Source organism: Massilia sp. UYP32, assembly GCF_050434365.1.
GTDB classification, from domain to species: Bacteria; Pseudomonadota; Gammaproteobacteria; order Burkholderiales; family Burkholderiaceae_D; genus Telluria; species Telluria timonae.
The window spans coordinates 120,244-145,518 of record NZ_JBNDIK010000006.1; the positions used below are offsets into that span (position 1 = coordinate 120,244).

The 25,275-nt window shown below is 66.7% G+C and carries 25 protein-coding genes; 21 read left to right on the forward strand and 4 right to left on the reverse strand.

Features of this window, described 5'->3' with window-relative positions; translation table 11 throughout:
* From ABIB42_RS06480 to ABIB42_RS06500, 5 genes are all read left to right on the forward strand, one after another.
* Positions 1–909, forward strand: coding sequence for a LysR family transcriptional regulator (locus ABIB42_RS06480; protein ID WP_005670729.1), 909 nt, complete (start codon positions 1–3; stop codon positions 907–909).
* 33 nt (positions 910–942) lie between these two features.
* The gene (gene hppD, locus ABIB42_RS06485) at positions 943–2,037 is read left to right on the forward strand and encodes a 4-hydroxyphenylpyruvate dioxygenase (protein WP_429248098.1); all 1,095 of its coding nucleotides are present in this window, start codon (positions 943–945) and stop codon (positions 2,035–2,037) included.
* A gap of 110 nt (positions 2,038–2,147) precedes the next feature.
* Positions 2,148–2,501 carry a CidA/LrgA family protein gene (locus ABIB42_RS06490; RefSeq protein ID WP_005670734.1) on the forward strand — a complete coding sequence of 118 codons (354 nt, stop codon included), beginning with the start codon at positions 2,148–2,150 and terminating at the stop codon, positions 2,499–2,501.
* On the forward strand, positions 2,494–3,231 hold the full coding sequence (locus tag ABIB42_RS06495) for an LrgB family protein (RefSeq protein ID WP_005670736.1): 738 nt from the start codon (positions 2,494–2,496) through the stop codon (positions 3,229–3,231). Before ABIB42_RS06490 ends, ABIB42_RS06495 begins: the two co-directional genes overlap by 8 nt.
* Positions 3,232–3,298: 67 nt before the next feature.
* On the forward strand, positions 3,299–4,330 hold the full coding sequence (locus ABIB42_RS06500) for a patatin-like phospholipase family protein (protein WP_429248099.1): 1,032 nt from the start codon (positions 3,299–3,301) through the stop codon (positions 4,328–4,330).
* 58 nt (positions 4,331–4,388) lie between these two features.
* On the opposite strand, the gene ABIB42_RS06505 is transcribed toward ABIB42_RS06500, so the two are convergent.
* Positions 4,389–4,991, reverse strand: a complete 603-nt coding sequence (locus ABIB42_RS06505; RefSeq protein ID WP_005670741.1) for a hemerythrin domain-containing protein — start codon at positions 4,989–4,991, stop codon at positions 4,389–4,391.
* Between the two features lie 345 nt (positions 4,992–5,336).
* Here ABIB42_RS06505 and ABIB42_RS06510 point away from each other — a divergent pair, with 345 nt between their 5' ends.
* The 5 genes from ABIB42_RS06510 to ABIB42_RS06530 all read left to right on the forward strand — a co-directional run bounded on the left by ABIB42_RS06510 (position 5,337) and on the right by ABIB42_RS06530 (position 9,570).
* The gene (locus ABIB42_RS06510) at positions 5,337–6,338 is read left to right on the forward strand and encodes a manganese catalase family protein (protein ID WP_005670742.1); all 1,002 of its coding nucleotides are present in this window, start codon (positions 5,337–5,339) and stop codon (positions 6,336–6,338) included.
* Between the two features lie 83 nt (positions 6,339–6,421).
* Positions 6,422–7,330 carry a ZIP family metal transporter gene (locus ABIB42_RS06515; RefSeq protein ID WP_071362729.1) on the forward strand — a complete coding sequence of 303 codons (909 nt, stop codon included), beginning with the start codon at positions 6,422–6,424 and terminating at the stop codon, positions 7,328–7,330.
* Positions 7,331–7,402: 72 nt separating this feature from the next.
* Positions 7,403–7,993, forward strand: coding sequence for a TetR/AcrR family transcriptional regulator (locus tag ABIB42_RS06520; protein WP_005670746.1), 591 nt, complete (start codon positions 7,403–7,405; stop codon positions 7,991–7,993).
* 100 nt (positions 7,994–8,093) lie between these two features.
* Positions 8,094–8,810 (forward strand): SDR family oxidoreductase, encoded by a 717-nt coding sequence (locus ABIB42_RS06525; protein ID WP_313634400.1) that lies wholly within the window; start codon positions 8,094–8,096, stop codon positions 8,808–8,810.
* A gap of 37 nt (positions 8,811–8,847) precedes the next feature.
* A complete protein-coding gene (locus tag ABIB42_RS06530; RefSeq protein ID WP_313634396.1) occupies positions 8,848–9,570 on the forward strand; it encodes a hypothetical protein in 723 nt (240 codons plus the stop codon).
* A 77-nt stretch (positions 9,571–9,647) separates the two neighbouring features.
* On the opposite strand, the gene ABIB42_RS06535 is transcribed toward ABIB42_RS06530, so the two are convergent.
* On the reverse strand, positions 9,648–10,991 hold the full coding sequence (locus ABIB42_RS06535) for an MFS transporter (RefSeq protein ID WP_005670752.1): 1,344 nt from the start codon (positions 10,989–10,991) through the stop codon (positions 9,648–9,650).
* 144 nt (positions 10,992–11,135) lie between these two features.
* On the opposite strand from ABIB42_RS06535, the gene cyoA reads away from it, so the two are divergent.
* The 8 genes from cyoA to ABIB42_RS06575 all read left to right on the forward strand — a co-directional run bounded on the left by cyoA (position 11,136) and on the right by ABIB42_RS06575 (position 18,353).
* Positions 11,136–12,143: a ubiquinol oxidase subunit II gene (gene cyoA, locus ABIB42_RS06540; protein WP_005670754.1), complete on the forward strand. Its 1,008-nt coding sequence runs from the start codon at positions 11,136–11,138 to the stop codon at positions 12,141–12,143.
* Between the two features lie 2 nt (positions 12,144–12,145).
* Positions 12,146–14,155 (forward strand): cytochrome o ubiquinol oxidase subunit I, encoded by a 2,010-nt coding sequence (cyoB, locus tag ABIB42_RS06545; protein ID WP_005670755.1) that lies wholly within the window; start codon positions 12,146–12,148, stop codon positions 14,153–14,155.
* Positions 14,148–14,786, forward strand: coding sequence for a cytochrome o ubiquinol oxidase subunit III (cyoC, locus tag ABIB42_RS06550; RefSeq protein ID WP_005670756.1), 639 nt, complete (start codon positions 14,148–14,150; stop codon positions 14,784–14,786). The genes cyoB and cyoC overlap by 8 nt, the downstream gene beginning before the upstream one ends.
* Entirely contained in the window at positions 14,783–15,160 is a 378-nt protein-coding gene (gene cyoD, locus ABIB42_RS06555) for a cytochrome o ubiquinol oxidase subunit IV (protein ID WP_005670758.1), read from the forward strand. The genes cyoC and cyoD overlap by 4 nt, the downstream gene beginning before the upstream one ends.
* Positions 15,160–15,972, forward strand: coding sequence for an SURF1 family protein (locus ABIB42_RS06560; RefSeq protein WP_429248100.1), 813 nt, complete (start codon positions 15,160–15,162; stop codon positions 15,970–15,972). The genes cyoD and ABIB42_RS06560 overlap by 1 nt, the downstream gene beginning before the upstream one ends.
* Before the next feature lie 70 nt (positions 15,973–16,042).
* Positions 16,043–17,398 (forward strand): ATP-binding protein, encoded by a 1,356-nt coding sequence (locus tag ABIB42_RS06565; RefSeq protein WP_005670761.1) that lies wholly within the window; start codon positions 16,043–16,045, stop codon positions 17,396–17,398.
* The gene (locus ABIB42_RS06570) at positions 17,385–17,924 is read left to right on the forward strand and encodes a response regulator transcription factor (RefSeq protein ID WP_005670764.1); all 540 of its coding nucleotides are present in this window, start codon (positions 17,385–17,387) and stop codon (positions 17,922–17,924) included. Before ABIB42_RS06565 ends, ABIB42_RS06570 begins: the two co-directional genes overlap by 14 nt.
* Positions 17,925–18,353, forward strand: coding sequence for a c-type cytochrome (locus ABIB42_RS06575; RefSeq protein ID WP_229520433.1), 429 nt, complete (start codon positions 17,925–17,927; stop codon positions 18,351–18,353). It begins immediately after the preceding gene.
* Here the strand turns inward: ABIB42_RS06575 and ABIB42_RS06580 are convergent.
* On the reverse strand, positions 18,350–19,066 hold the full coding sequence (locus ABIB42_RS06580; RefSeq protein WP_429248101.1) for a ZIP family metal transporter: 717 nt from the start codon (positions 19,064–19,066) through the stop codon (positions 18,350–18,352). The two genes, ABIB42_RS06575 and ABIB42_RS06580, sit on opposite strands and share 4 nt — an antisense overlap.
* Positions 19,067–19,486: 420 nt before the next feature.
* On the opposite strand from ABIB42_RS06580, the gene ABIB42_RS06585 reads away from it, so the two are divergent.
* Complete coding sequence (locus ABIB42_RS06585; RefSeq protein WP_429248102.1) at positions 19,487–20,716, forward strand: cation:proton antiporter; 1,230 nt, start codon at positions 19,487–19,489, stop codon at positions 20,714–20,716.
* The gene (locus ABIB42_RS06590; RefSeq protein WP_071362735.1) at positions 20,703–21,824 is read left to right on the forward strand and encodes a YbdK family carboxylate-amine ligase; all 1,122 of its coding nucleotides are present in this window, start codon (positions 20,703–20,705) and stop codon (positions 21,822–21,824) included. Before ABIB42_RS06585 ends, ABIB42_RS06590 begins: the two co-directional genes overlap by 14 nt.
* 3 nt (positions 21,825–21,827) lie before the next feature.
* Here the strand turns inward: ABIB42_RS06590 and ABIB42_RS06595 are convergent, their stop codons facing one another.
* Entirely contained in the window at positions 21,828–22,328 is a 501-nt protein-coding gene (locus ABIB42_RS06595; protein ID WP_429248103.1) for a MarR family winged helix-turn-helix transcriptional regulator, read from the reverse strand.
* A gap of 101 nt (positions 22,329–22,429) precedes the next feature.
* Between ABIB42_RS06595 and ABIB42_RS06600 the strand changes: the two genes are divergently transcribed.
* Positions 22,430–25,243 (forward strand): bifunctional diguanylate cyclase/phosphodiesterase, encoded by a 2,814-nt coding sequence (locus tag ABIB42_RS06600; RefSeq protein WP_429248104.1) that lies wholly within the window; start codon positions 22,430–22,432, stop codon positions 25,241–25,243.
* Positions 25,244–25,275 lie beyond the last annotated feature (32 nt).

A 25,275-nucleotide genomic window follows, 5' to 3' on the forward strand; every position in this document is an offset into this window, starting at 1 on the left:
ATGATCGAAGCACACGATATAGACCTGAACCTGCTCTCGGTGTTCCAGGAGGTATACAGGGAGCGCCAGATCTCGTCGGCCGCCCGGCGGCTGGGGCTGTCGCAGTCGGCCGTGAGCAATGCGCTGGCGCGGCTGCGGCGCAGCTTCGGCGACGAGCTGTTCGTGCGCACCGCGAGCGGCATGCAGCCCACGCCCCTGGCCAGCCAGATGGCCGAGCCGATCGGGGCGGCGATGGCGCAGGTAGCGCTGGCCCTGAACCAGCGCAGCCGCTTCGAGCCGGGCACCAGCAACCGCCGCTTCATGCTGGCCATGACCGACGTCGGCGAAGTGTATTTCATGCCGACGCTGATCGAGCGCTGCCGCCAGCTGGCGCCCCACGTCGAGATCAGCTCGGTGCGGGTGGGGACGCTGTCGCTCAAGGAAGAAATGGAAGGCGGGCGGGTCGACCTGGCGGTCGGGCCGTTCGAGGACGTGTCCGAGGCGCTGTACCAGCGCCATCTGTTCCGCCAGCCGTTCGTGGCCATGTTCCGCAAGGGGCACCCGCTGGCGCGGGGCGAACTGACCCTCGAGCGCTTCGCGCAAGCCGAGCATCTGCTGGTGGACGCGGCCGACAGTCCCTACGACCGGGTGAACGCGGCGCTGGCCAGGGCCGGGGTCGGACAGACAACGAAATTCCGGGTGCCGCATTTCACCGCGGTGCCGTATATCGTGAGCACGGGCGACCTGGTCGTGACGGTGCCGCAAAAACTGGCCGAGCGCGCGGCCGCGCCGTTCGGGCTCGACTGGGCGACGCCGCCGCTCGACCTGCCGCCGCTGCAGACGAATATTTTCTGGCACCGCCGCTTCAACCAGGATCCGGGCAACCAGTGGTTGCGCGGACTCCTGGCCGACGTGTTCGCGGAAACGTGAGTCAATAACAATGCTTAACTAAAGGAAGAGACAATGGCAGACCTGTTCGACAATCCGATGGGCCTGATGGGCTTCGAGTTCGTGGAGTTCGCATCGCCCACGCCGGGCGTGCTGGAGCCGGTGTTCGAGGCGCTGGGCTTCACCAGGGTGGCAACCCACCGCTCCAAGGACGTGGCCTTGTTCCGCCAGGGCGGCATCAACTTCATCGTCAACAACGAGCCGAAGAGCTATGCCGCGTATTTCGCGGCCGAGCACGGCCCGTCGGCCTGCGGCATGGCCTTCCGCGTCAGGGACGCCCACAAGGCTTATGCGCGCGCCCTGGAACTGGGCGCCCAGGCGGTCGAGATCCCGACCGGCCCCATGGAACTGCGCCTGCCGGCCATCAAGGGCATCGGCGGCGCGCCGCTGTACCTGATCGACCGCTTCGACGAGGGCAAGTCGATCTATGACATCGACTTCGAGTTCATCGACGGCGTCGACCGCAACCCGGAAGGCCATGGCCTGGCCATCATCGACCACCTGACCCACAACGTCTACCGCGGCCGCATGAGCTACTGGGCCGGATTCTACGAGAAGCTGTTCAACTTCCGCGAGATCCGCTACTTCGACATCAAGGGCGAATATACCGGCCTGACCTCGAAGGCGATGACGGCGCCGGACGGCAAGATCCGCATTCCGCTGAACGAAGAAGGCAAGGCCGGCGGCGGCCAGATCGAGGAATTCCTGATGCAGTTCAACGGCGAGGGCATCCAGCACATCGCGCTGCTGACCGACGACCTGATCGCCACCGTCGACAAGCTGCGCGCGGCCGGGGTGCCCTTGATGGCGCCGCCGCCGGACACCTATTACGAGATGCTCGACGAACGCATTCCGGGCCATGGCCAGGATGCCGAGGCGCTGAAGGTGCGCGGCCTGCTGCTGGACGGCGCCGTGAAGGACGGCCATGCGCGCCTGCTGGTGCAGATCTTCGGCGTGCCGCAACTGGGGCCGGTGTTCTTCGAGTTCATCCAGCGCAAGGGCGACGACGGCTTCGGCGAAGGCAACTTCAAGGCCTTGTTCGAGTCGATCGAGCGCGACCAGGTCAAGCGCGGCGCGATCGCCGGGGCGCAGGCGACGGCCGAAGCCTGACGCTTTGCGCGGCCGGCGTACGCACGCACGGCCGCGGGATTTGCTATCCTGTACACTTTTCGGCGGCCGGGTGCGCTACGCGGCCGCCGTCCTGCGTCAGGAGTAGAGGTATGCTGGCTGCGTTCGCGGTCCTGTTGTTGTTCCAGTGCCTGGGCGAAGGCATCGTATTCGTCTTCCATCTTCCCTTGCCGGGGCCGGTCGCCGGCATGCTGCTGTTGATGGCGGCGTTGCTGGTCATGCCGAAGTTGCAGGCGCTGGTCGAGGGGGCCGCCAACACGCTGCTGTCGCACCTGTCGCTGCTGTTCGTGCCGGCCGGCGTCGGCATCCTGGTCGCCGCCAGCAGCGGCAGCGGCCACTGGATCGCGATCCTGGCCTCGCTCGTGGTCAGCACCGTGCTGGCCCTGGCCGTGACCGGCCTGATCCTGCGCGGGATGGACAATCCAACCAGGGATGGCGATGCCTGATTTCGCCGAGTTCAGCCATTTCTGGGTCTATCTTTCCGCCTCGCCGCTCCTGGGCCTGACCATGACCCTGTGCGCCTACCTGGCGGCGCAGCGCATCTTCGCCTTGTGCAAGGCCTCGCCGCTGGCCAATCCGGTGGCGATCGCGGTCGCCCTGATCGTGGCGCTGCTGTGGCTCACCGGGATGTCCTACGAGCGCTATTTTGCCGGCGCCCAGTTCGTCCACTTTTTACTCGGCCCGGCCACCGTGGCGCTGGCGGTGCCGCTGGTGCGCCAGCTGCCGCGCCTGCGCCGCGCCGCCTTGCCGCTGGGCGCCGCGCTGCTGGCCGGCAGCGTGACGGCCATCGTGTCGGCCGTGGTGGTGGCGCTGCTGCTGGGCGCGACGCCGGAGCTGGCATATACGCTGGGACCGAAATCGGCCACCTCGCCGATCGCGATGGCGGTGTCCGAGCGCCTGGGCGGCATCCCGGCGCTGACGGCCGCGCTGGTGATCGCGACCGGCATCTTCGGCGCGGTGTTCGGGCGCTACGTCTTCATGCTGCTGGGCGTGCGCTCGGACGCCGCCTGCGGCTTCGCGCTGGGCCTGGCCTCGCACGGCATCGGCACGGCGCGCGCCTTCCAGGTCAGCCCGGAGATGGGCGCCTTCGCCGGCCTGGCGATGGGCCTGAACGGCGCGCTGACCGCGCTGCTGGCCCCGTGGCTGGTGCCGCTCGTGATGGCCTGGATGTCCTGAGGCTACGCTGCGCCGCAACATCGGGCGTCGCGTTAAGCTCGCTCCATCAATCACGATGGAGCAGATCTTGACGACTTACAAGACGATCAGCCTCGCCATCCAGGGCGGGGGCACCTACGGCGCCTTTGGTTGGGGTGTGCTCGACCGGCTGCTGCAAGAGGACGACCTGGTCATCGACGCCCTGAGCGGATCGAGCGCCGGCGCCATCAACGCGGTGGTGCTGGCCGACGGCTACGCGCGCGGTGGCGGCCGCGAGGGCGCGCGTCGCGCCCTCGACCGGTTCTGGCGCACCCTCGGCAGCGCGGCGGTCCTGAGTCCGCTGCAACGCACCCCGCTCGACCGCATGGCGCCCACGTTTACGATGGAATTCTCGCCGGCCTACCACCTGCTGGAGATGATGGGGGCGCTGATGGGGCCGGTGCGTGAAGGTCCGCTCACACTCAATCCTCTGCGCAACTTCCTCGCCAGCATGATCGACTTCGACCGGGTGCGCGACTGCGAAGAACTGCAGCTGTTCATCGCCGCCACCAATGTGCGCACCGGCACCGGCAAGCTGTTCCGGCGTCAGGAAATGGACGTGCAGCGCCTGGTGGCCTCGGCCTGCCTGCCGACCGTGTTCGCGGCGGTCGAGGTGGAAGGCGAGATGTACTGGGACGGCAGTTACGTCGCCAATCCGCCGCTGGACCCGCTGATGCGGCACTCGACCGCCAGCGACCTGATCATCATCCAGAACAATCCGATCGCGCGCAGCGACATGCCGACCAATATCGCCGACATCGCCAACCGCTCGAACGAGATCGCGTTCAACATCAGCTTCGTGCGCGAGGTCAGCGCGCTGCGCTACCTGAACGGCTTGCCCGACGAGGTCCGCGGGGCCGGCGCGGCGCCCAACAGCAAACACCTGCACCTCATCAGCGGCAACGAATACCTGCAGGATCACGGCATCTCGGCCAAGATGAATGCCGAGATGCCCTTCCTTCAAATGCTGCACGACCGGGGCGTCGAGACCGCCGACCTTTGGCTCAGGGAGCAGGGCGCCCATCTCGGGGTCAAGTCGACGCTCGACCCGATGCCGGTGTTCTTCCCGGATCAGATCTGAATGTAAACACGCCGCCGGTCTTGCGAGCGGCGGCGTTATCAGTCAGCGCAACAGCCGATCAGGTATTCGCCGGCTGCGTCTTCCAGGTATTCTTCTTCGGCTTGAGCGCGAACGCCGCCAGCAGGGCGCCGGCCACGCCGACCACCATCGCCGCGGTGCTGCCCGAGAAGCCGACGAGGTGTTCCTTGGCCAGCTTGCCGGCCTTCGGTCCTACCAGCTGCATGCGGCGGCGCGTCATCTCGGCGCCCATCTCGGCCAGGCGCTGCTTGCCCAGGATCGCCTCGGCGTCCGGCAGCAGCTTGGTTTCTTCCTCCGCCACGTGGTGCATCACGTCGCGCATCAATTCCATCACCAGGTCGTCGTGGCGCGGATCGGAGCCCGAGGTGGCGCGCAGCTCGGCGATCAGGCGGCGCATTTCGTCGTGCTCGGGCTCGGCCTCGTGGATGAAGGGCTCGCTGCCGTCGCGCCGGCGCATCACCGGATAGAAGATCTCTTCCTCGAGCGTGGCGTGGATTTCCAGGCCGTCGCAGATGGTGTCGGCCAGCGCTTTCTTGACGGTCGGGCTCTTGTCCTTCGAGTACTGGTGGAAGGTGACCATCACGTGCGAGTGGTCGAAGCGGATCATGTCCGTAATGCTTGGGCTCAGTTGCTTGAGATTCATGGTAATACCCCCGTTCGTGATTGTTTGAACAATATGGTAGACCGGCCCCGCCACCGATGACTGTAGGAGCGCGTGCCGGAGGCGTGTCAGTGACCGGCCCACCCGGGCGCACGCATGAGACGGCAGATGGACTTGATTGGGAGATTGTTTATTTGGAATAACAGATTGTCACATTTGTCCTACAAGGACACGGGAGTGCTCCTGACGGTCAATCCACTGTCGACCTGAGAACATGGGGTCATTGCGCTACCGATCCCGGCGGTAGCCTATCCATTGGCAGTGCACGCAGGTCGCGTGGCTGCCGAGGTTGATACGAACCTTCCACTTCAATCGGAGATACCTGTCATGTTTGCACACAACAAGCGCTTGCAATATACAGTCCGTGTCAGCGAGCCGAACCCGGCCCTGGCGAACCTCATGCTCGAGCAGTTCGGCGGACCGCAGGGCGAGCTGGCCGCGGCCATGCGCTACTTTACCCAGGCTGTCGCCGAAGACGATCCAGGCCGCAAGGACATGCTGTTCGACATCGCGACCGAGGAGCTGAGCCACCTGGAGGTGATCGGCCACATCGTCGCCATGCTGAACAAGGGCGCCAAGGGCCGCCTGGCCGAAGCCATCGACACCGAGGCCGAAATGTACCGCGCCATTACCGGCCCGGGCAACGACAGCCACATCACGCAGGTGCTGTATGGCGCCGGCGCTCCGCTGACCAACTCGGCCGGCGTGCCATGGACCGCCGCCTACATCGACTCGATCACCGAGCCGACCGCCGACCTGCGCTCGAACATCGCCGCCGAGGCGCGCGCCAAGATCGTCTATGAGCGCCTGATCGCGCTGACCGACGACCCGGGCGTGAAAGAAGCGCTGGGCTTCCTGATGACGCGCGAAGTGGCGCACATGAAGTCGTTCGAGAAGGCGCTGTACGCGATGGAGCCGAACTTCCCACCGGGCAAAATGCCTGTGGTGCCGGCGTTCGCCAGCGTTTACTACAATATGTCGCAGGGCCCGGGCGAGGTGCGCGGCGCCTGGAACCAGGGCGCCGACTGGGACTTCATCAGCGACCGCGAGAAGCAGATGGCCGTCGACGGCGGCTCGGGCGAGGCCGAAGTGGCCCTGCCGACCGGCGACATCGACGTGCTCAAGCAGATGGCGATGCGCACCATGTCCGACCCCTCGGCCACGCCGCGTACCGGCTCCGAATTGGGCATGATGCAATCGGCAACTGGTGGTACGATGGGTGGATCGGGCGGTAATGCCATGGGCGACGCCAATGTCGGTTCCAAGGGCGGTCCGCTCGACGATACCGGTGTCGGCAACCCGATGGGCAGCGGCAAGCCGCTGAAGTAATACCCGCCTCGTAGTACGGCCGCGCCGGCGGCCGCCCACGCGGGGAGCGGGGCGGCCTGGCGCGGTCTTTGACAGGAATATGCGTGGATATCCAAACCGACAAGAGCAACCACCCTCGTGGCCTTCCGCGCTGGCTGACCCCACGCCGCGCCATCGGTTTCGGCATCTGCGCCATCGGCTTCCTCGTCCTGCTCGGCAGCATGATCGAGCAGATCATGAATGCCAATCCCAAGATGCTGGCGGCGCTGGCGGGCGGCAGCACGGCGGCGGCGGCGACCGCGCTGGGCACCCTGCCGGTCCTGTTCGCACAGAATTTCACCAAGCGCACCTACGATTGCTTCCTCGGCTTCGGCGCCGGCGTCATGCTCGGCGCCACCGCGTTTTCCCTCGTGATCCCCGCCCTGAGCGCCGCCAAGACGGCCGGCGCCGGTAACTGGGAATCGAGCCTCATGGTCGGCGCCGGCATCATGTTCGGCGCCGGCGCCATCCTGCTGCTCGGGCGCGCGGTGCGCACCGAGGGCATCCTGTCCAACGAGCCAGACAAGGTGTCGCTGCGGCGCGCCTGGCTGTTCGTGTGGGCCGTGGCCCTGCACAACCTGCCCGAAGGCCTGGCGATCGGCGTGGCCTTCGCCGGCATCGACGTCGAGAAAGCCACCTCGCTGGCCACCGGCGTGTCGATCCAGGACGTGCCCGAAGGCCTGGTGGTGGCGCTCGCGCTACACGCCGTCGGCTACAGCCGCCTGACCGCGGTCGCCATGGGCGTGGCCTCGGGCCTGGTCGAGCCGATCGCCGCAGTCTTCGGCGTGGCCCTGATCGGCATCTCGGCCGGCCTGCTGCCGTATGCGCTGGCCGCCGCCGCCGGCGCCATGCTGCTGGTGATCGTCAACGACGTGATCCCCGAATCGCGCCAGTCGGGCAACGGCACCCAGGCCAGCATTGCGCTGATCTTCGGCTTCATCCTGATGACGGTGCTCGACACGGCGCTGTCGTGAGATCCGGCGACCGTTGACCGCTGTAGTGGGATGGTCGTAGGATAAAGATCATCCCATCCCTGCAAGCACGGCATGACCATCCCATCCAAACGGGAACAAACCCATCAGCGCATCCTCGAGGTCGCGGCGCGCGCGCTGCGGCGCAACGGTTTCGCGGGCGTCGGCGTGGCCGAGGTCATGAAGGGCGCCGGCCTGACCCACGGCGGCTTTTATGCCCACTTCGACTCGCGCGAGGCGCTGCTGGTCGAGGCGCTCGAGCATGCCGATGCGGCGTCCACGGACAATCTCGATCGCCGCACAGCTGCCTTGCGCGCGGACGGCGCCAGCCCGCTGGCCGCGCTGGTCACGGCCTACCTGTCCGAAGAACACCTGGCTGCCCGTGAGTCGGGCCTGGGCTGCGTGGTCGGCGCGCTCGGCTCGGAAATGGCGCGCCAGGAAGCGCCGCTGCGCGAGGTCGCGCGCAGCCGCATCGAGCGGCTGGTGCGGCAGGTCCAGGCGGCGCTGGAAGAAGAAGGGCGCACCGACGCCGCTGGCCAGGCCCTGGCGTTGGCCGGCGCGATGGTCGGCGCCCTGCAGATCGCGCGCACCTTCGGCCCCGACCCGCAGGGCGGTGCGATGCTGGCGGCCAGTCGACAAGCCTTGCTGGCCCAGTACCGGCGCTAGCGTCGCCAAATCCAGCCCTGTCAGTACGCAGCCCATTTTTCTGGACTAGAATATGATGATCGTCATATTCGATGGCGCGACCAACCAGAAAGGGATAGCCATGCAACTCGACAATGCCACCGTCCTCGTCACCGGCGCCAACCGTGGCCTGGGCCTCGAATTCGCGCGCCAGGCGCTGGCGCGCGGCGCCAGGAAGGTCTATGCGGGGGCGCGCGATCCCGCCAGTGTCACCCTGGCCGGCGTGACCCCGGCCCGGCTCGACGTCACCGATCCAGGTAGCGTGGCGGCGGCGGCGCGCGAGCTGGGCGACGTCGGCCTGGTCATCAACAACGCCGGCATCGCCCATTTCCAGCAGGTGCTGGCCGATGGCGTCGAGGACGCGCTGCGGGCGATGCTGGAGACGAATGTCTTTGGCATCCTGGGCATGAGCCGGGCTTTCGCGCCCGTGCTGGGCCGCAATGGCGGGGGCGCCCTCCTGAACGTGCTGTCGGTGGCGAGCTGGATCAGTTCGCCGATGCTGGCGGCCTACGGGGTTTCGAAGTCGGCGGCCTGGGGGCTGACCAATGCGCTGCGCAACGAGTTGCGCGGGCAGGGCACGCAGGTGCTGGCCCTGCACGTGGGCTTCATCGACACCGACCTGACGCGCGACATTGCATTGCCCAAGCTGGCCCCGGCCACCGTGGTGGAGCGCGGCTACGCGGCGCTGGAGGAGGGCGCCGACGAAGTCATGATCGACGAACTCACCCAGGCGGTGAAGGCCGGGCTGTCGCGCGTTCCAGGCATCTACACCGAAGAGGTCAGGCGCAACAATGCGTGAGTAATGCACGGTCCGGCGCCGGCTATACTCGGGCCATATGCCCCGAGCCCGACCACCGCGCCACGATGCGAACAGCCGCCTGGAGGGTCTTGCCCTCACGCTGTTGCTCCATGCGGCGCTGGTGGCCGGCTGGCAGCAGGCGCGCAAGATGCGGCTGCCCGTGCAGGGCGAGCCGGAGTTCGTCCAGTGGGTACGGGTGGCGCCGCGCCTGCCGGAGGCGGTGGTGGCCGAAATCATCCCTGACCGGCCGCGCGCGCATGCCGCGCCACGACCCATGGCATCTTCCGCGCCGCCTGCGCCGGCACGAGAAGCGATTGCGGCCCCCGTTCCGGCCGAGGCCGTGGCTGCGCCGGCGCCGACTACAGAGCCGGCTGCCGGCACTGCGCGCCAGATGATCGAGCAAGCCATGCGCGACGCCGGCGCCATGGACCGCGCCGTGCGCAAGGACAGCAAGCCGACCATCGTCGCGCCGCCGGACAGCCCGCAGATCCGGATGGCGAACAAGTTCAGGGAAGCGGCCTCGCTGGCGCCGAACAAGTGGTACGAGGCGCCCAAGATCGTCGAACTGGTCAACGATGGCGGCGATGGGGCGCGCCGTTTTCGCGTCCTGACGCCGCTCGGCATCTATTGCATCACGGAGCGCTCGCCGGCCACCAGCATCGACATGATCGAAAAACACGGCAAGCAGCGGATCACGAATTGCGGCCATGAACACGAGCAGCCGGCCAATCCCCAGGAATGGCGTACGGCGCGCGACTGAGTCGCCCCGCGATGCGCCCCCCATAAAAAAACGACGGCCCCGCAGGGCCGCCGTCATATCACGTCAAGCGACAGGCATCAGTCGCGAATCTCCAGCTTGCGGTTCAGGCTCAGCGCCGCCAGCGAGACGACCGCGCCCGACAGCAGGTACAGGCTGACGTAGCCCAGGCCGAAGTGGGCCGACAGGCCGAGGGCGACCAGCGGTGCGAAGGCCGCGCCGACCAGCCATGCCAGGTCGGACGTCAGGGCCGCGCCGGTGTAGCGGAAACCCTTCTGGAAGTTCGAGGTGGTCGCGCCCGCCGCCTGGCCGTAGGAGAAGCCCAGCAGGGTGAAGCCGATCAGGATGAAGGCGTTCTGGCCGCCGGTGCCGCTATTGATCAGGAACGGGATCGAGGCCGAATACAGGGCGATCAGCGCCGCCGCGGTGCCGAGGGTGGTGCGGCGACCGAGCTTGTCGGCGACGATGCCCGAGATCAGCATGGCGACCGCAGCGAGGCCGGCGCCCCACATCTGGATGTGCAGGAACTCGTCCATCGGACGGGTATCGTAGAGCTGGATCCACGACAGCGGGAACACGGTCACCAGGTGGAACAGGGCGTAGCTGGCCAGGGCAGCCATGGCGCCGATGGCGATATTGCTGCCTTGCTTGCTCACCAGTTCGCCGACCGGGGCCGGATCGAGGTGGTGCGAGTCGAGCAGGCGCGAGTACTCGGGCGTGCTGGCCAGGCGCAGGCGGGCGAAGGTGCCGACCACGTTGATGGCGAAGGCCACGAAGAACGGGAAGCGCCAGCCCCAGGTCAGGAAGTCTTCTTCGGCCGTATAGGTGATCAGGAAGGCGAAGATGCCGGCCGCGATCACGAAGCCAAGCGGTGCGCTCAATTGTCCGAGCATCGCGTACCATCCGCGCTTGTTCTCGGGTGCGCTAAGCGCCAGCAGCGACGGCAGCCCATCCCACGAACCGCCCTGGGCGAAACCCTGGGCGATACGCAGGCCCGCCAGCAGGATGATCGCGGTGGCGCCGATTTCACTATAGCTCGGGAGCATGGCGATGACGACGGTGCTGGTACCCATCATGAGCAGCGAGATGCCGAGTTTCATGTCGCGGCTCCAGCGCTTCTGGATCGCCATGAACACGACCGTGCCGATCGGGCGTGCGATGAAGGCGAGGGCGAAGATGGCGAAGGAATACAGCGTGGCGTCGAGCCGGTCGGCCCATGGGAAGAAAATGGCAGGGAAGACGAGCGCCGACGCGATTGCGTACGTGAAGAACTCGAAGTATTCCGCCGCACGGCCGATGACCACGCCGACGGCGATGTCGCCGGGACTGACGTGGGCATCCCGGGCATTGATGTTGCGAGCCCCGCTGTGCGGGTGTGTGATTGGAGCGGCCCCTGCGCCGCCGTACGTCGTCGTGCTTTGCATATTGTGTTCTCCAGAGAAGTCGACGGTCGCCACTGTTGTTGAAATTACATTTCGGCAAAGGTGGGACAATGTGTCCAATGTTCTTCGGCGACCGTTGGCATTACAGTAGCATGTTCTCCTTCCATGTAACGTTAGATACCTAGCATGATTCCTAAAATTGTCCGCCGCGGACTCCCATTACTTCCGCTTGCAGCGCTGGCCGGCTGCAACACGGTCGTCATGAATCCCACCGGCGATATTGCGAAGCAGCAGGCCGATCTGATCACCATATCGGTTGTGCTGATGTTGTTGATCATCGTCCCTGTGATGATCCTGACTGTCCTGTTCGCCTGGCGCTATCGCAAGAACGCCAACGCGAAGTACGAACCCGATTGGGACCACTCGACCAAGCTCGAGCTCATCATCTGGGGCGCTCCGCTCCTGATCATCATCGTCCTTGGCCTGATCACCTGGGTCAGCACCCACAAGCTCGATCCTTACCGTCCGCTCGAACGCCTGGACGAACACCGTCCGATCCCGGCATCGACCAAGCCGCTCGAAGTGCAGGTCGTGGCGCTGGACTGGAAATGGCTGTTCATCTATCCGGAGCAGGGCATCGCCTCGGTCAACCAGCTGGTGACCCCGATCGACACCCCGGTGCGCTTCAAGATCACCGCCTCGACCGTGATGAACACCTTCTATATCCCGACCCTGGCCGGCATGATCTATGCGATGCCGGGCATGGAGACGGAACTGAACGCGGTCCTGAACAAGACCGGTGACTACCGCGGCCTGTCGGCCAACTTCAGCGGCGACGGTTTCTCGCACATGAAGTTCGCCTATAAAGGCGTCACCAACGAAGAGTTCAACACCTGGGTGCAGGAAATGAAGGCCAATCCGGCCGTCCTCGATCGCGCCGACTACCTGGTGCTGGAAAAGCCGACCGCCAAGGAGCCTGTGCGCCACTATGGCCAGGTCGAGCCGGCGCTGTTCAACCGTGTCGTCAACCGCTGCGTGGCGGAAGGCAGCATGTGCATGAACCAGCAGATGCACGAAGACGAGAAGCGCAACCAGATGGCTGCCGCGATCCGCCAGCAATCGCAGGGTGGCAAGTCGCAGTTGGCGGAAGCGCTGGAAATGTGCGTCGCTCCTATTAATACCTTGATGAAGTAATCATGCAAGAATCATTCGACTTGACGAAGTTCATCTTCGGTCGGCTGGGCTGGGACGCGATCCCGCTCCATGAGCCGATTCTGATCGCTACCTTCGCAGGCGTGATCGTCGGCGGCCTGGCCCTCGTGGCCATCCTGTCGTACTTCCGCCTGTGGGGCACCCTGTGGAAGGACTGGATCACCAGTATCGACCACAAGAAAATCGGGATCATGTACATGATCCTGGGCCTGATCATGCTGCTGCGCGGCTTCGCCGACGCCCTGATGATGCGCGCCCAGCAGGCGATCGCCTTCGGCGACAACGCCGGCTTCCTGCCGCCGCACCACTACGACCAGATCTTCACCGCCCACGGCGTGATCATGATCTTCTTCGTGGCGATGCCGTTCGTGACGGGCCTGATGAACTACGTGGTGCCGCTGCAGATCGGCGCGCGCGACGTGGCCTTCCCGTTCCTGAACAACTTCTCGTTCTGGATGACCACCATGGGCGCCGTGCTGATCATGGCATCGCTGTTCGTGGGTGAGTTCGCACGCACCGGCTGGCTGGCGTATCCGCCGCTGTCGGGCATCCTGGCAAGTCCGGGTGTCGGCGTCGACTACTACATCTGGGCGCTGCAGATCGCGGGTGTCGGCACGACCCTGTCGGGCGTCAACCTGATCGTCACCATCATCAAGATGCGCGCGCCGGGCATGGACCTGATGAAGATGCCTGTCTTCACCTGGACCTCGCTGTGCACCAACATCCTGATCGTGGTCACCTTCCCGATCCTGACCGCCGTGCTGGCCATGCTGGGCATGGACCGCCTGCTCGACACCGCGTTCTTCACGAGCGACCGTGGCGGCAACCCGATGATGTACGTCAACCTGATCTGGATCTGGGGCCACCCGGAAGTCTACATCCTGATCCTGCCGGCCTTCGGTATCTTCTCCGAAGTCGTCTCGACCTTCTGCGGCAAGCGCCTGTTCGGCTACACCTCGATGGTGTACGCGACCTGCGTCATCATGGTCCTGTCGTACCTGGTGTGGCTGCACCACTTCTTCACCATGGGTTCGGGCGCCAGCGTCAACGCGTTCTTCGGCATCACGACGATGATCATCTCGATCCCGACCGGCGCCAAGATCTTCAACTGGCTGTTCACCATGTACCGCGGCCGTATCCGCTTCGAACTGCCGATGATGTGGACCGTGTCGTTCATGCTGACCTTCGTGATCGGCGGTATGACCGGCGTCATGCTGGCCATCCCGGCGGCCGACTTCGTGCTGCACAACTCGCTGTTCCTGATCGCGCACTTCCACAACGTCATCATCGGCGGTGTCGTGTTCGGTATCTTCGCCGGTATCAACTACTGGTTCCCGAAAGCCTTCGGCTACAAGCTGGACCGTTTCTGGGGCCTGGTCTCGTTCTGGCTGTGGTCGATCGGCTTCTGGGTCGCGTTCACCCCGCCGTACATCCTGGGCTTCATGGGCTACACCCGTCGCGTCAGCCATTTCGACGATCCTTCGGTGCAGTGGCTGTTCCAGATCTCGTTCGTGGGCACCCTGATGATCGCTGGTGGTATCGCCGCGCTGCTGATGCAGGTCTATGTCAGCTTCCGTGACCGCAACACCGCTCGCCTGCGTGACTTCACCGGTGATCCGTGGGAAGGCCGTACGCTGGAATGGTCGACCTCGTCGCCCCCGCCGGACTACAACTTCGCGTTCACCCCGGTGGTGCATGACAACGACACCTTCGCCGACATGAAGAAGAACGGCTATCGTCGTCCTCTGAAGGACTTCGTGGCGATCCACATGCCGAAGAACACCGGCGCCGGTTTCGTGATCTCCGCGATCTCGTGCGTGGTCGGCTTCGGCATCATCTGGCACATGTGGGCGCTGACCGTGGCTTCCTTCGTCGTCATGATGGCCGCGATCATCATCCATACCTTCAACTACAAGCGCGACTACTACATTCCGGCCGAAGAAGTGGCCCGTACTGAAGCAGAGCGCACCCGTATGCTGGAAAGCCATGTCTGAACTTAAAGCAACTGTAACCGGCGGCAGCGTCGCCGACGACGTGAGCGGACGTTACTTCGTCCGCGACCACCACCCGGAGCAGGGCACGCTGCTGGGCTTCTGGCTCTACCTGATGAGCGACTGCCTCATCTTCGCGTCCCTGTTCGCGACCTACGCGGTGCAAGGCCGCTCGTACGCCGGCGGTCCGACCGGCGCCGAGCTGTTCGAGCTGCCGCTGATCGCGCTGAACACCGCGTTCCTGCTGGTGTCGTCGCTGACCTTCGGCTTCGCCATGATCGCCGCGCAAGCGAAGAACCTGGCCAAGACCCGCATGTGGCTGGTCGTGACCGGCATCCTGGGCCTGGCCTTCCTGTGCGTGGAAATCTATGAGTTCCAGCACCTGATCCACATGGGCGCCGGTCCGCAGCGTTCGGGCTTCCTGACCGCGTTCTTCGCGCTGGTCGGCACCCACGGCCTGCACGTGACCTTCGGCTTCATCTGGCTGGTGACCCTGTTCTTCCAGTTGGGCAAACACGGCCTGACCCCGGAGAACTTCCGTCGCCTGTCGTGCCTGTCGCTGTTCTGGCACTTCCTGGACCTGATCTGGATCTTCGTCTTCACCTTTGTCTACCTGATGGGAGTCCTGCCATGAGCGACCACCACGACCACGGCCATCATGGCCACGACGTCTACGTGACGCACTACAGCGCCAAGGACTACATGATCGGCTTCGCCCTGTCGGCGATCCTGACGATCATTCCGTTCTGGCTTGTGATGGGCAACGTGCTGGCGCCAGAGACCACCAAGTGGGTCATCCTGGCCTTCGCCGGCGTGCAGCTGATCGTGCAGATGATGTACTTCCTGCACCTCAACTCGAAGTCGGAAGGCGGCTGGAACATGATGGCCGCCATCCTGACCATCGTCATCCTGGTCATCGTGCTGGCCGGTTCGATCTGGGTCATGCATCATATGAATTCGAATATGATGCCTGGCATGGGTCCGAACAGCACCCACGACATGACCTAATGGCAGCAGTGCACGAACAGCCGGCGGCGCCGGCGCATCCTCAGCGCTCCGCCTTCGCGCGGCGCGCCCTGGCGGTGGCGGCCCTGCTGCTGTTCGTGCTGTTTGCCGGCCTGGGGACCTGGCAGGTGTTTCGCCTGCAATGGAAACTGGACCTGATCGAACGCGTCGACGCACGCGTTCATGCGGACCCCGTTGCGCCGCCCCTGGCGTCGCAATGGCCGCAAGTCTCACGCGAGTCCGATGAATACCGGCGCATACGCCTGTCGGGCCGCTATCTCTACGAATTGACCACACCGGTGCAAGCGCTGTCCGAGCTCGGCGCCGGTTTCTGGCTGCTCACGCCGTTATGCACGGAAGAGGGCCACATCGTTCTCATCAACCGCGGTTTCATTCCGTCGAGCGGCAATATCGCGCAGCAGTACCCGCCCAACAAGGCCGCTGGCGACCCGTGCGCGGCCGCCGCTGGCACGCCGGTCGCGGTCACCGGCCTGCTGCGCATCGCCGAACCGAAAAGCGGTTTCCTGCGCGACAACGACCCCGTCAACAACCGCTGGTATGCGCGCGAAGTCGGCGCCATCGCCGCCGCGCGCGGCCTCGATCCCGCGCAGGTCGCGCCGTTCTTCGTCGACGCCGGCAAGGGCCAGGACCCGAAGGACGCCCCGGAAACGGCGGTCGGCGGCCTGACCGTGATTTCTTTCCCAAATAATCACCTCGTCTACGCGCTCACTTGGTATGCTCTGGCCCTGATGGTGGCCGCCGCCACGTGGTGGGTCGCCCGCTACGAGGCCAGGCGCGGCGCCACCGACGATTGAAGCGGCCGGCGCACGCCGAACCGCCGCACGGACCGCAGCACCGACCGCAGCTCAGATATAACGGGTTTTGATGCAATCTCCGCTGGATTTCTTCGCCAGGGCGGCGCGCTCGTCGCCGTCCGCCGCCGCCGCCAACGTCGAGTTCGCGGCCGGCCACAAGAACATGCTGCAGCTGATCGAGCTGCGCTGGATCGCCGTCATCGGCCAGATCACCACCATCGCCTCGGCGATCCTGATCTTCCGCATCGAGCTGCCGCTGGTGCACATGCTGCAGGTGCTGGCCTGCCTGATCGCCTTCAACGTCGCCAGCCACCTGCGCTGGCACGAGCGGCGCCCGGTGTCGAACGGCGAGATGTTCCTGGCGATCCTGGTCGACGTCTCCAGCCTCACCGTGCTGCTGTACCTGTCGGGCGGCACCACCAATCCGTTCGCCTTCCTCTACCTGCTGCAGGTGATCGTCTCGGCCGTGCTGCTCGACGTGCTGTGGACCTGGAGCATCGTGCTGGTCACGATCGCCTGCATGGCCGGCCTGGCCATCTATGCCCAGCCGCTCGCGCTGCCGTTCGACCATGCGCGCGGCATCGGCAGCCTGTACGTGCAGGGCCTGCTGGTGTGCTTCGCGCTCAACGCCGCGCTGCTGGTGATGTTCATCTCGCGCATCTCGGACAATGTGCGCGACAAGGCCACCCAGCTGGCCGCGCTGCGCCAGCGCGCGGCCGAGGAAGAGCATATCGTGCGCATGGGCCTGCTCGCCAGCGGCGCCGCCCACGAGCTGGGCACGCCGCTGTCGACGGTCTCGGTGATCCTGGGCGACTGGAAGCGCATGCCGGCCTTCCGCGACGACCCCGAACTGCTCGAAGAGCTGACCGAGATGCAGACCCAGCTCAAGCGCTGCAAGGCCATCGTCAGCGGCATCCTGCTGTCGGCCGGCGAGGCGCGCGGCGAGTCGGCCGAACGCACCACGGTCAGCCGCTTCCTCGACGAGCTGGCCGAAGGGTGGGAGGCCAGCCGTCACGTGCGCACCTTCATCTACAATAACCGGATCGCCGAAGACCTGCCGGTGGCGAGCGACTCGGCGCTGCGCCAGACGGTCGACAACCTGCTCGACAACGCACTCGAGGCCTCGCCCGACTGGGTCTATATGGATGCCCACATCGACGAGCGCACCCTGGTGCTGACCGTGTTCGACCGCGGCCCGGGCTTCGCGCCCAGCATGCTGGCCCACTTCGGCAAGCCGTATCACTCGACCAAGGGCAAGCCCGGCGGCGGGCTGGGGCTGTTCCTGGCGGTGAACGTCGTGCGCAAGCTCGGCGGCACGGTCACGGCGCGCAACCGGCGCCACGACGAAGGCGGCGGGGCCGAGGTGTCCGTGCGCCTGCCCCTGGCCGCGATCGAACTAGAGGAAACAGACGATGCAGAATCCTGAGCCGCTGCTGCTCATCATCGAAGACGACGAAGCCTTCGCCCGCACCCTGAGCCGCTCCTTCGAGCGGCGCGGCTACCGCGTGCTGGGCGCCACGGGTCATGACGAGGCGCAAGCCCTGCTGGCCCACCACAACCCCGGCTACGCCGTGGTCGACCTGAAACTCAAGGGCAATACCTCGGGCCTGGCCTGCGTGCAGCTGCTGCACGAGCACGACCCGGACATGCTGATCGTGGTGCTGACGGGCTTTGCCAGCATCGCCACCGCGGTCGAGGCGATCAAGCTGGGCGCCGTGCAATACCTGGCCAAGCCGTCCGACGCCGACGACATCGAAGCCGCTTTCGGCCACGTGGCCGGCAGCACCGACGTCGAGGTCACCAATCGCTCGACCTCGATCAAGACGCTGGAGTGGGAGCGCATTCACGCGGTGCTGGCCGAGACCGATTTCAATATCTCGGAGGCGGCGCGGCGCCTGGGCATGCACCGACGCACGCTGGCGCGCAAGCTCGAAAAGCAGCGGGTCAAGTAGGTGCGTACCCCCATGGCCATGCTGGGCCTGGTGCTCGCCCTGGGCGGCTGTGGCCGCAGCGATACCGCAGCCGATGCAAGCGTGGCTGCCGCCGGCGCGCCGTCACCGGCCCGGATCGAGGCCGGACGCAAACTGTTCGCGCGCTGCGCCGGCTGCCACCAGGTCGGGCCGAACGCGGTCAATATCTTCGGTCCGCAACTCAATGGCGTACTGGGCCGCGAGGCGGGCGGCGTGGCCGGCTATGCTTATTCGCCGGCGCTGAAGGCGTCGACGCTGGTGTGGGACGAACGCAACCTGGCCGCGTTCATTCGCGATTCGGAGGCGGTGGTGCCCGGCAACAAGATGCGCTTCATGAACTTCATGAGCGAACAACAGGCAAGCGACATCGTCGCCTACCTGGCCACGCAGGGCAGTCGCGAGGGCCGCTAGCCCAGCTTGCTGAGCGCGAACGCGGCGAGAAAGCCGGCGGCCACGATCAGGCCGGCGAAGTCATGGGTCTCGTCGAACGCTTCGGGGATCATGGTGTCGACCACCATCGCCAGCACGCCGCCGGCGGCCACGGCGGTGGTAGCGGCCAGCATTTCGGGCGGAAAGCGGTGGAACACCGTGTAGCCGAGCAGGGACGCGAGCCCCGACGCCACCGCGATGCCGGTCCAGACCCCATAGATATGGGCCGCCGAGCGGCCCGCATGGCGCATGCCGGATGCGCTCGACAGGCCTTCCGGCAGGTTGGACAGGAACACCGCCGCGACCACCGCCACGCTGACGCCTTTGCCGCCCAGCAGCGACAAGCCGATCACGATCGATTCCGGAATGCCGTCGAGCAGGGCGCCCACGGCGAGGGCGGCGCCGCTGCCTTCCTGCCGCGCGGTCGCCAGGCGCGCCGCCGAGCGCTTGCGGTGGCGCGCGCCTTTTCGCGCCAGCCACCAGTTCGCGGCGGTGTAGAACAGGGCGCCGAGCAGGAAGCCGCCCGCAGTGGAAGCGAAGCCGCCGGTCGCGATCGCCTCGTCCATCAATTCGAACGACAGGGCCGAGATCAGCACGCCGCTGCCGAAGGCCATGACGGCCGCGACCAGCCGTTGCGGCACCTTGAAACGCACCCCGATGAAGGCGCCCAGGAGCAGGGCGGCGCCCGCCAGCAATCCCCAGCATCCTGCCTCTAGCCACCCCGGCAATGTCTCCAAAGCACCTCCGAATATTTCATCCATGATAATATTTTCGCGCACATATGGTGCGCACGAACGACTGAACAAAGGGATTCCCACCTTGACCGGCGGGTAGGGGCGCCTATCGCCTGTCTGTACATTCGCACAAATAGGGTTGCCACGATTATATTTTTCGTGCAGTATAGCTGGGTGGCAACCGGTAGCGTCCGGATGCCCGATCAGCGATGAGGCGGCTCAACCCGTTTCTTTTCGCCCCCCGCATCCGTCGGGGGGCATTTTTCGACACGCGGCGCAGCGTTCCCACATCTGCCGCGTCTGGCGCTCCCCGCGCCGAATCGGACCATCGTGCCTGCGCGGCTCCCTGCCGCCGGTTGGCGCGTCCCACCGGAGGATTGGATGAGCGAGCTGCTTTCACTCACGCATGCGCTGGCCTGGCCGCTGGCGCTGACGCTGGCCTGGATGACGGGCGAACTGCTGTACCGCTGGGCCAACGTGCCGCGTATTTCCATCTATGGCTTGTGCGGCTTCGTGTTCGGCAACCTGTCGAGCGGCTATCTGCCCCCGGCCCAGGCCGACAACTTCATGATGCTGGCCAACCTCGGTTTCGGCCTGATGCTGTTCGAGCTCGGCTACCGCATCAACCTGCGCTGGCTGCGCACCAATCCCTGGCTGCTGCTCACCTCGCTGCTGGAGGCCGGCCTGACCTGGGCCGCGGTGTATTACGTCTCGCGGATCTGCGGTCTCGCCGTGCTGCCGGCCTGCCTGCTGGCGGCCCTGGCCATGGCCAGCTCGCCGGCCGGCCTGCTGCGCATCGTCAACGAGCAGGGCGGCGGCGGCCAGGTGACCGAGCGCGCCATGCACCTGACCGCGCTGAACTGCGTGCTGGCCGTGTTCGTGTTCAACGTGACGGTGGGCTTCGGCGTGTTCCAGACCTCGGGCGACGTGGTCCACGCCAGCTGGACCGGCCTGGTGGTGCTGGCGGCGTCCAGCGGCCTGGGCGCGGCGCTGGGCTGGCTGCTGCCGCTGTGGCAGCGCGTGGCCGGCCATGTGCGCAGCAATTCGACCCTGACGTTCGCGGTGTTCGTGTTCCTGCTGGTGGCGATCACCCATGTGCTGAAACTGTCGCCGGTGCTGGCGGCGCTGACCTTCGGCCTGGTGGCGCGCCACCGCCGCGTCACCCTGAGCCCGGCCCAGCGCAATTTCGGCGCCCTGGGCGACCTGCTCACCGTGCTGCTGTTCTTTTTTGTCGCCACCACCATCGCCTGGCAACCGACTGCCGAAGGCCTGATGCTGGGCCTGTTGCTGCTGCTGGTGCGCGCGCTGGTGAAAGTGGCGGTCTGCACCGCCACCGCGCGGGTGTCGGGCATCTCGGCGCGCAAAGGCGCGCTGACCGGGGTGGCGATCATGCCGCTGACCGTGTTTGCCATCATCCTGATCGAGCAGACCCGGCGCTCGGGCGTCGACCTGTTCGACACCCTCGCACCGCTGGCGCCGCTGGCCGCGATGGCCATGATCCTGGAAGTGCTGGCGCCGATCCTGACCCAGATCGCGCTGACCGGCGCGCGCGAGTCGGGCTTCGCCAAATCTAAGAATGTCGTGAAGGAGGACAAGGATGCCGCTGCCTGAATTTGCGCGCTCGGAACCGCTGACCATGGGCGTCGAGCTGGAGTTGCAGCTCGTCGGCCTGTCGGATTTCGACCTGGCCCCGGCCTCGCCGGACATGCTCGACCTGCTGGCGCGCGCGCCTTTCCCGGGCGCCGTCACGCCCGAGATCACCGAGAGCATGATCGAGATTAACAGCAGCATCCATACCGGCTATGCGCCGCTGGTGGACGAGCTGCGCCTGATCCGCGACACCCTGCTGCGCGCCGGCGACCGCCTGAACGTGGGCGTGTGCGGCGGCGGCACCCATCCGTTTCAGCAATGGACCGAGCGCCGCATCTACGAAAAGCCGCGTTTTCGCGAAGTGTCGGCGCTGTACGGCTACCTGGCCAAGCAGTTCACCGTGTTCGGCCAGCACGTGCACATCGGCTGCGGCAGCGGCGACAACGCCTTGTTCCTGCTGCACGCGCTGAACCGCTACATCCCGCACTTCATCGCGCTGTCGGCCTCGTCGCCCTTCCTGCAGGGCAGCGACACCCAGTTTCACTCCTCGCGCCTGAATTCGGTGTTCGCCTTCCCGCTGTCGGGCCGCGCGCCGTTCCTGCTGAAATGGGAAGATTTCGAGCGCGATTACTTCAGGCGCATGGAAGACACCGGCATCGTGCGCAGCATGAAGGACTTTTACTGGGACCTGCGCCCCAAGCCGGAATACGGCACCATCGAGCTGCGCGTCTGCGACACCCCGCTCACGGTCGAGCACGCGGCGGCGCTGGCGGCCTACCTGCAAGCGCTGTGCAGCTACCTGCTGGCAGGCATGGATGCGCCGCCGCGCGAGGACGACTACCTGGTCTACAACTACAACCGCTTCCAGGCCTGCCGCTTCGGACTCGACGGCAATATCGTGCTGCCGCAGGAGCACCAGCAGGTCACCCTGCGCGACGATATCCTGGCCACCCTGGCGCGCATCGCGCCGCATGCCGAGCAGCTCGGCTCCAGCGCCGCGCTGGCCCACCTGGCCCGGGTGACGAAGGCGGTCGGCGACGCCGAACAGCTGCGCATCGTGCATGAGCACGAGGGCAGCGTGGAAGCGATGGTCAATCTGGCCCTGGGGAAATTCCGCGGCGAGGTGTAGATGCTAGGATTGGCTCAGCGGGATCTTGCCTGCCGCCTCATCCGCATCCAGGCGGGCGATGAGGGTCGCCAGGTCCTGTTCCAGGCGCAGCAGGGTCGCTTCGTCCAGCGTCGCCAGCGCGCTTGGCAGCACGCCGGCCGCCGGGCCGGGGACGCGGCGCAGCACTTCCTGACCTGCCGGCAAGATGCGCAGCGCGACGTTGCGCCGGTCCACGCCTTCGCGCGCCGCCGCCACATAGCCGCGCTCGACCAGGCCGCGCACCAGGTTGCTGGCGGTCGACTGGTGGATGTCCATCGCGCGCCCCAGGCTGGTGGCGCCGATGCCCGGCTGGCTCTCGATCACCGACAACGCCCAGACCTGGGCGCCGCCCAGGCCGGCGTCACGCTCGAGCTGGCGAAAATGCGTCTTGACGGCATTGAAGACGATACGGAACTGGCGCAGCACGCGCTGCGGCGGAGCGTCGCTGGGCGCGGGCAGGGATTCTGGATTGGGTTCGTGCGGCATGGGCGAGATGATAATGCAACAGGCCGCATAACGGGGCCGGCCGCACCGTTTTTTTGGGCCCGGGTTCACCCTAAACCGCTGTTCTGCGCTAGCATCGATTCATGCGCAACGCATCCGCCAGCCCTGGTGTTCCGGAACGCGGCCTGTCCCGGGCCGCGATAGGCACCTGCCTGCTCGGCCTGGTGCTCACGTCGCTGCTGTGCGGCACGGTGCGCAAGATGGAATACGACCGTGCCCATGCCGAATTCGACCAGCGCGCCGTGGTGCGGGTCGCGGCCGTCACCCGCGCCTTCGCCGAGGCCACCGACGCCGCGCGCGCCGTCAACCTGTTCTTCCGCGCCTCGACCGAGATCACGCGCGAAGAGTTCGACGCCTTCGCCCAGCCGCTGGTGGCGCGCCACGGCTACATGCAGGCGATGATATTCCAGCGCTTCGTGGGCGACGCCGAGCGCGCCGCCTTCGAGGCCCAGCGGCGCGCCTTCTGGCCGGGCTTCGAGATCCGCGAACGCGTCAAGACCGCCGGGCCCGCCCTGACCCGGGCCGGCATGCGCTGGCGCTACCTGGTCAACGACTACGTGGCGCCGATCGTCGGCAATGAGGTGGCATTCGGCTACGACGCCTGGTCCAACCCGCCGCAGCGGGTCGATACCCAACGCGCGATCGACACCGGCGATCCGGCCGCCAGTCCCATCATCCCCCTCCTCCAGGGCGGCGGCGCCCGCCACGGGATCCTGATCATCCTGCCGGTCTACCGGCCCGGCACCCGGCCTTTGGCGACGCCGGAGCGGCGCGCGGCCGTGGTGGGCGCCACCGAGGTCGTGATCGACGTCGCCCAGCTGGTGGGCGGCACCCTGGAATCGGTGCGTCTGCTCGACGACGATAATTTCGCGCTGTCGCTGCGCGGCCCCGACGCCCTCGGCAACGTCGTCACCGCCTACCAGCATGGCAGCCTGGCCGCGCCCGAGGGCTGGTGGGAGCGCCTGCTGGACGGCATGAACCTGCGCCACGTGGAAGCGTTCGAGATCGCCGGCAGTCCGTGGCAGGTGGTGGTCGAGGAACAGCCGCCGGCCCTGGGCGCCCACATGGCCGAGCTGGTGGCCATGGTGCTGGGGCTGATCCTGAGTTTCGCCGCCGCCGGCCTGGTGCAGCAGCGGGTGGCGCGCACGCGCCGCATCGAGGCCCTGGTCGAGCAGCGCACCGCGGCGCTCGAGCGCGCGACCGGCTCGCTGCGGCTGTACGAGCGCGCGATGGAGGCCAGCGCCAATCCGATCCTGCTGGTCGACGCACAACAGCCGGGCTACCCGATCGAGTACGCCAACCCGGCCTGCGAGCGCACCTTCGGCTATACGGCGCGCGAACTGGCCGGCCAGCCCCTCAAGCTGCTCGCCGGCCTGGACGCCGACCAGCCGGAAGTAGCAGAACTGCGGCGCGCGCTGCATCAGCAGCGCGAGGAACACGCGCTGATCACGGCCCACACCCGCGACGGGGTGGAGCTGATCAGCGACGTCTACGTGGCGCCGGTGCGCCGCGCCGACGGCCAGGCCGGACATTTCGTGGTCACCGTCTACGACGTCACCACCGCCAAGCGCTACGAAGCCGAGCTCGAACGCCATGCCCACTACGACACGCTCACCGGCCTGGCCAACCGGTCCCTGCTGTCCGACCGCATCGAGCGCGCCACGGCCAACGCCGGCGGCATGCCGGTATGGACCGTGCTGCTCGACTTCGACCACTTCAAGCTGATCAACGACACCCTCGGCCGGCGCGCCGGCGACGAGGCGCTGCGCATGCTCGCGGCGCGCATCAAGGGCGCGCTGCGGCCGGTGGACACCGCGGCCCGGGTCGGCGGCGACGACTTCGTGCTGGTGCTGGTCGGCGTGGCCGACGAGCGCCAGGCCGCGGTCCGCATCCAGCAGGTGCGCGAGGCGGTGGGCGAACCGATCCACCTGGCCGGCCAGCGCCTGGTGCTCAGCTGCAGCGCCGGCGTGGCGGCGTTCCCGGTCGACGGGCTGGACGCCGACACCCTGGTCAAGCACGCCGAGATCGCGATGTACCGCGCCAAGGCCATCGGCCGCAACGGCGTGCAGTTCTACGCGCCGCACATGAACGCCCAGGCCTTCGACCGCCTGGCCCTGGAGAGCGCGCTGCGCCATGCGCTGCAGGAAGACCAGTTCGAGCTGCATTTCCAGCCGCAGGTCGACCTGGCCACCGGCTGCGTGGTCGGCAACGAGGCGCTGATCCGCTGGCGCCATCCGCTGCTGGGCACGGTGCGCCCCGACCGCTTCATCGCCCTGGCCGAAGAGACCGGCCTGATCGTGCCGATCGGCGCCTGGGTGCTGCGCACCGCCTGCCGCCAGAACCGGCGCTGGCAGCGCGCCGGCCTGGGGCCGCTGCGCATCGCGGTCAACCTGTCGGCGCGCCAGTTCGCCGAGCCGGACCTGGTCGACACCGTGGCCCAGGTGCTGGTCGAGACCGGGCTGGCGCCGGCTTCGCTCGAGATCGAGCTGACCGAAAGCATGATGATGGCCGACGCCGACGCCGCCATCCGCACCATGGAATGCCTCAAGCGCATGGGCGTCAAGCTGTCCATCGACGATTTCGGCACCGGCTATTCGAGCCTGCAATACCTCAAGCGCCTGCCGGTGGACGTGCTCAAGATCGACCGCTCCTTCGTGCAGGACATCGTGGGCAACCCGGACGGCGCGGCCCTGGTCGACGCCATCATCTCGCTGGCGCACGGCCTGCGCATGCAGGTGATCGCCGAAGGGGTGGAGACGATCGAGCAGCTCGACTACCTGCGCGGCTGCGGCTGCGACGAGGTCCAGGGCCACGTCTACAGCCGGCCGCAGCCGGCCACGCGGGTCGAGGCGCTGCTGCGCGCGGGGAGGGTGGAGCCGGCTGCCAGCACCGCCTAGGCCGCTCGCGTCAGCGCGCGTCCCGTGCCGTC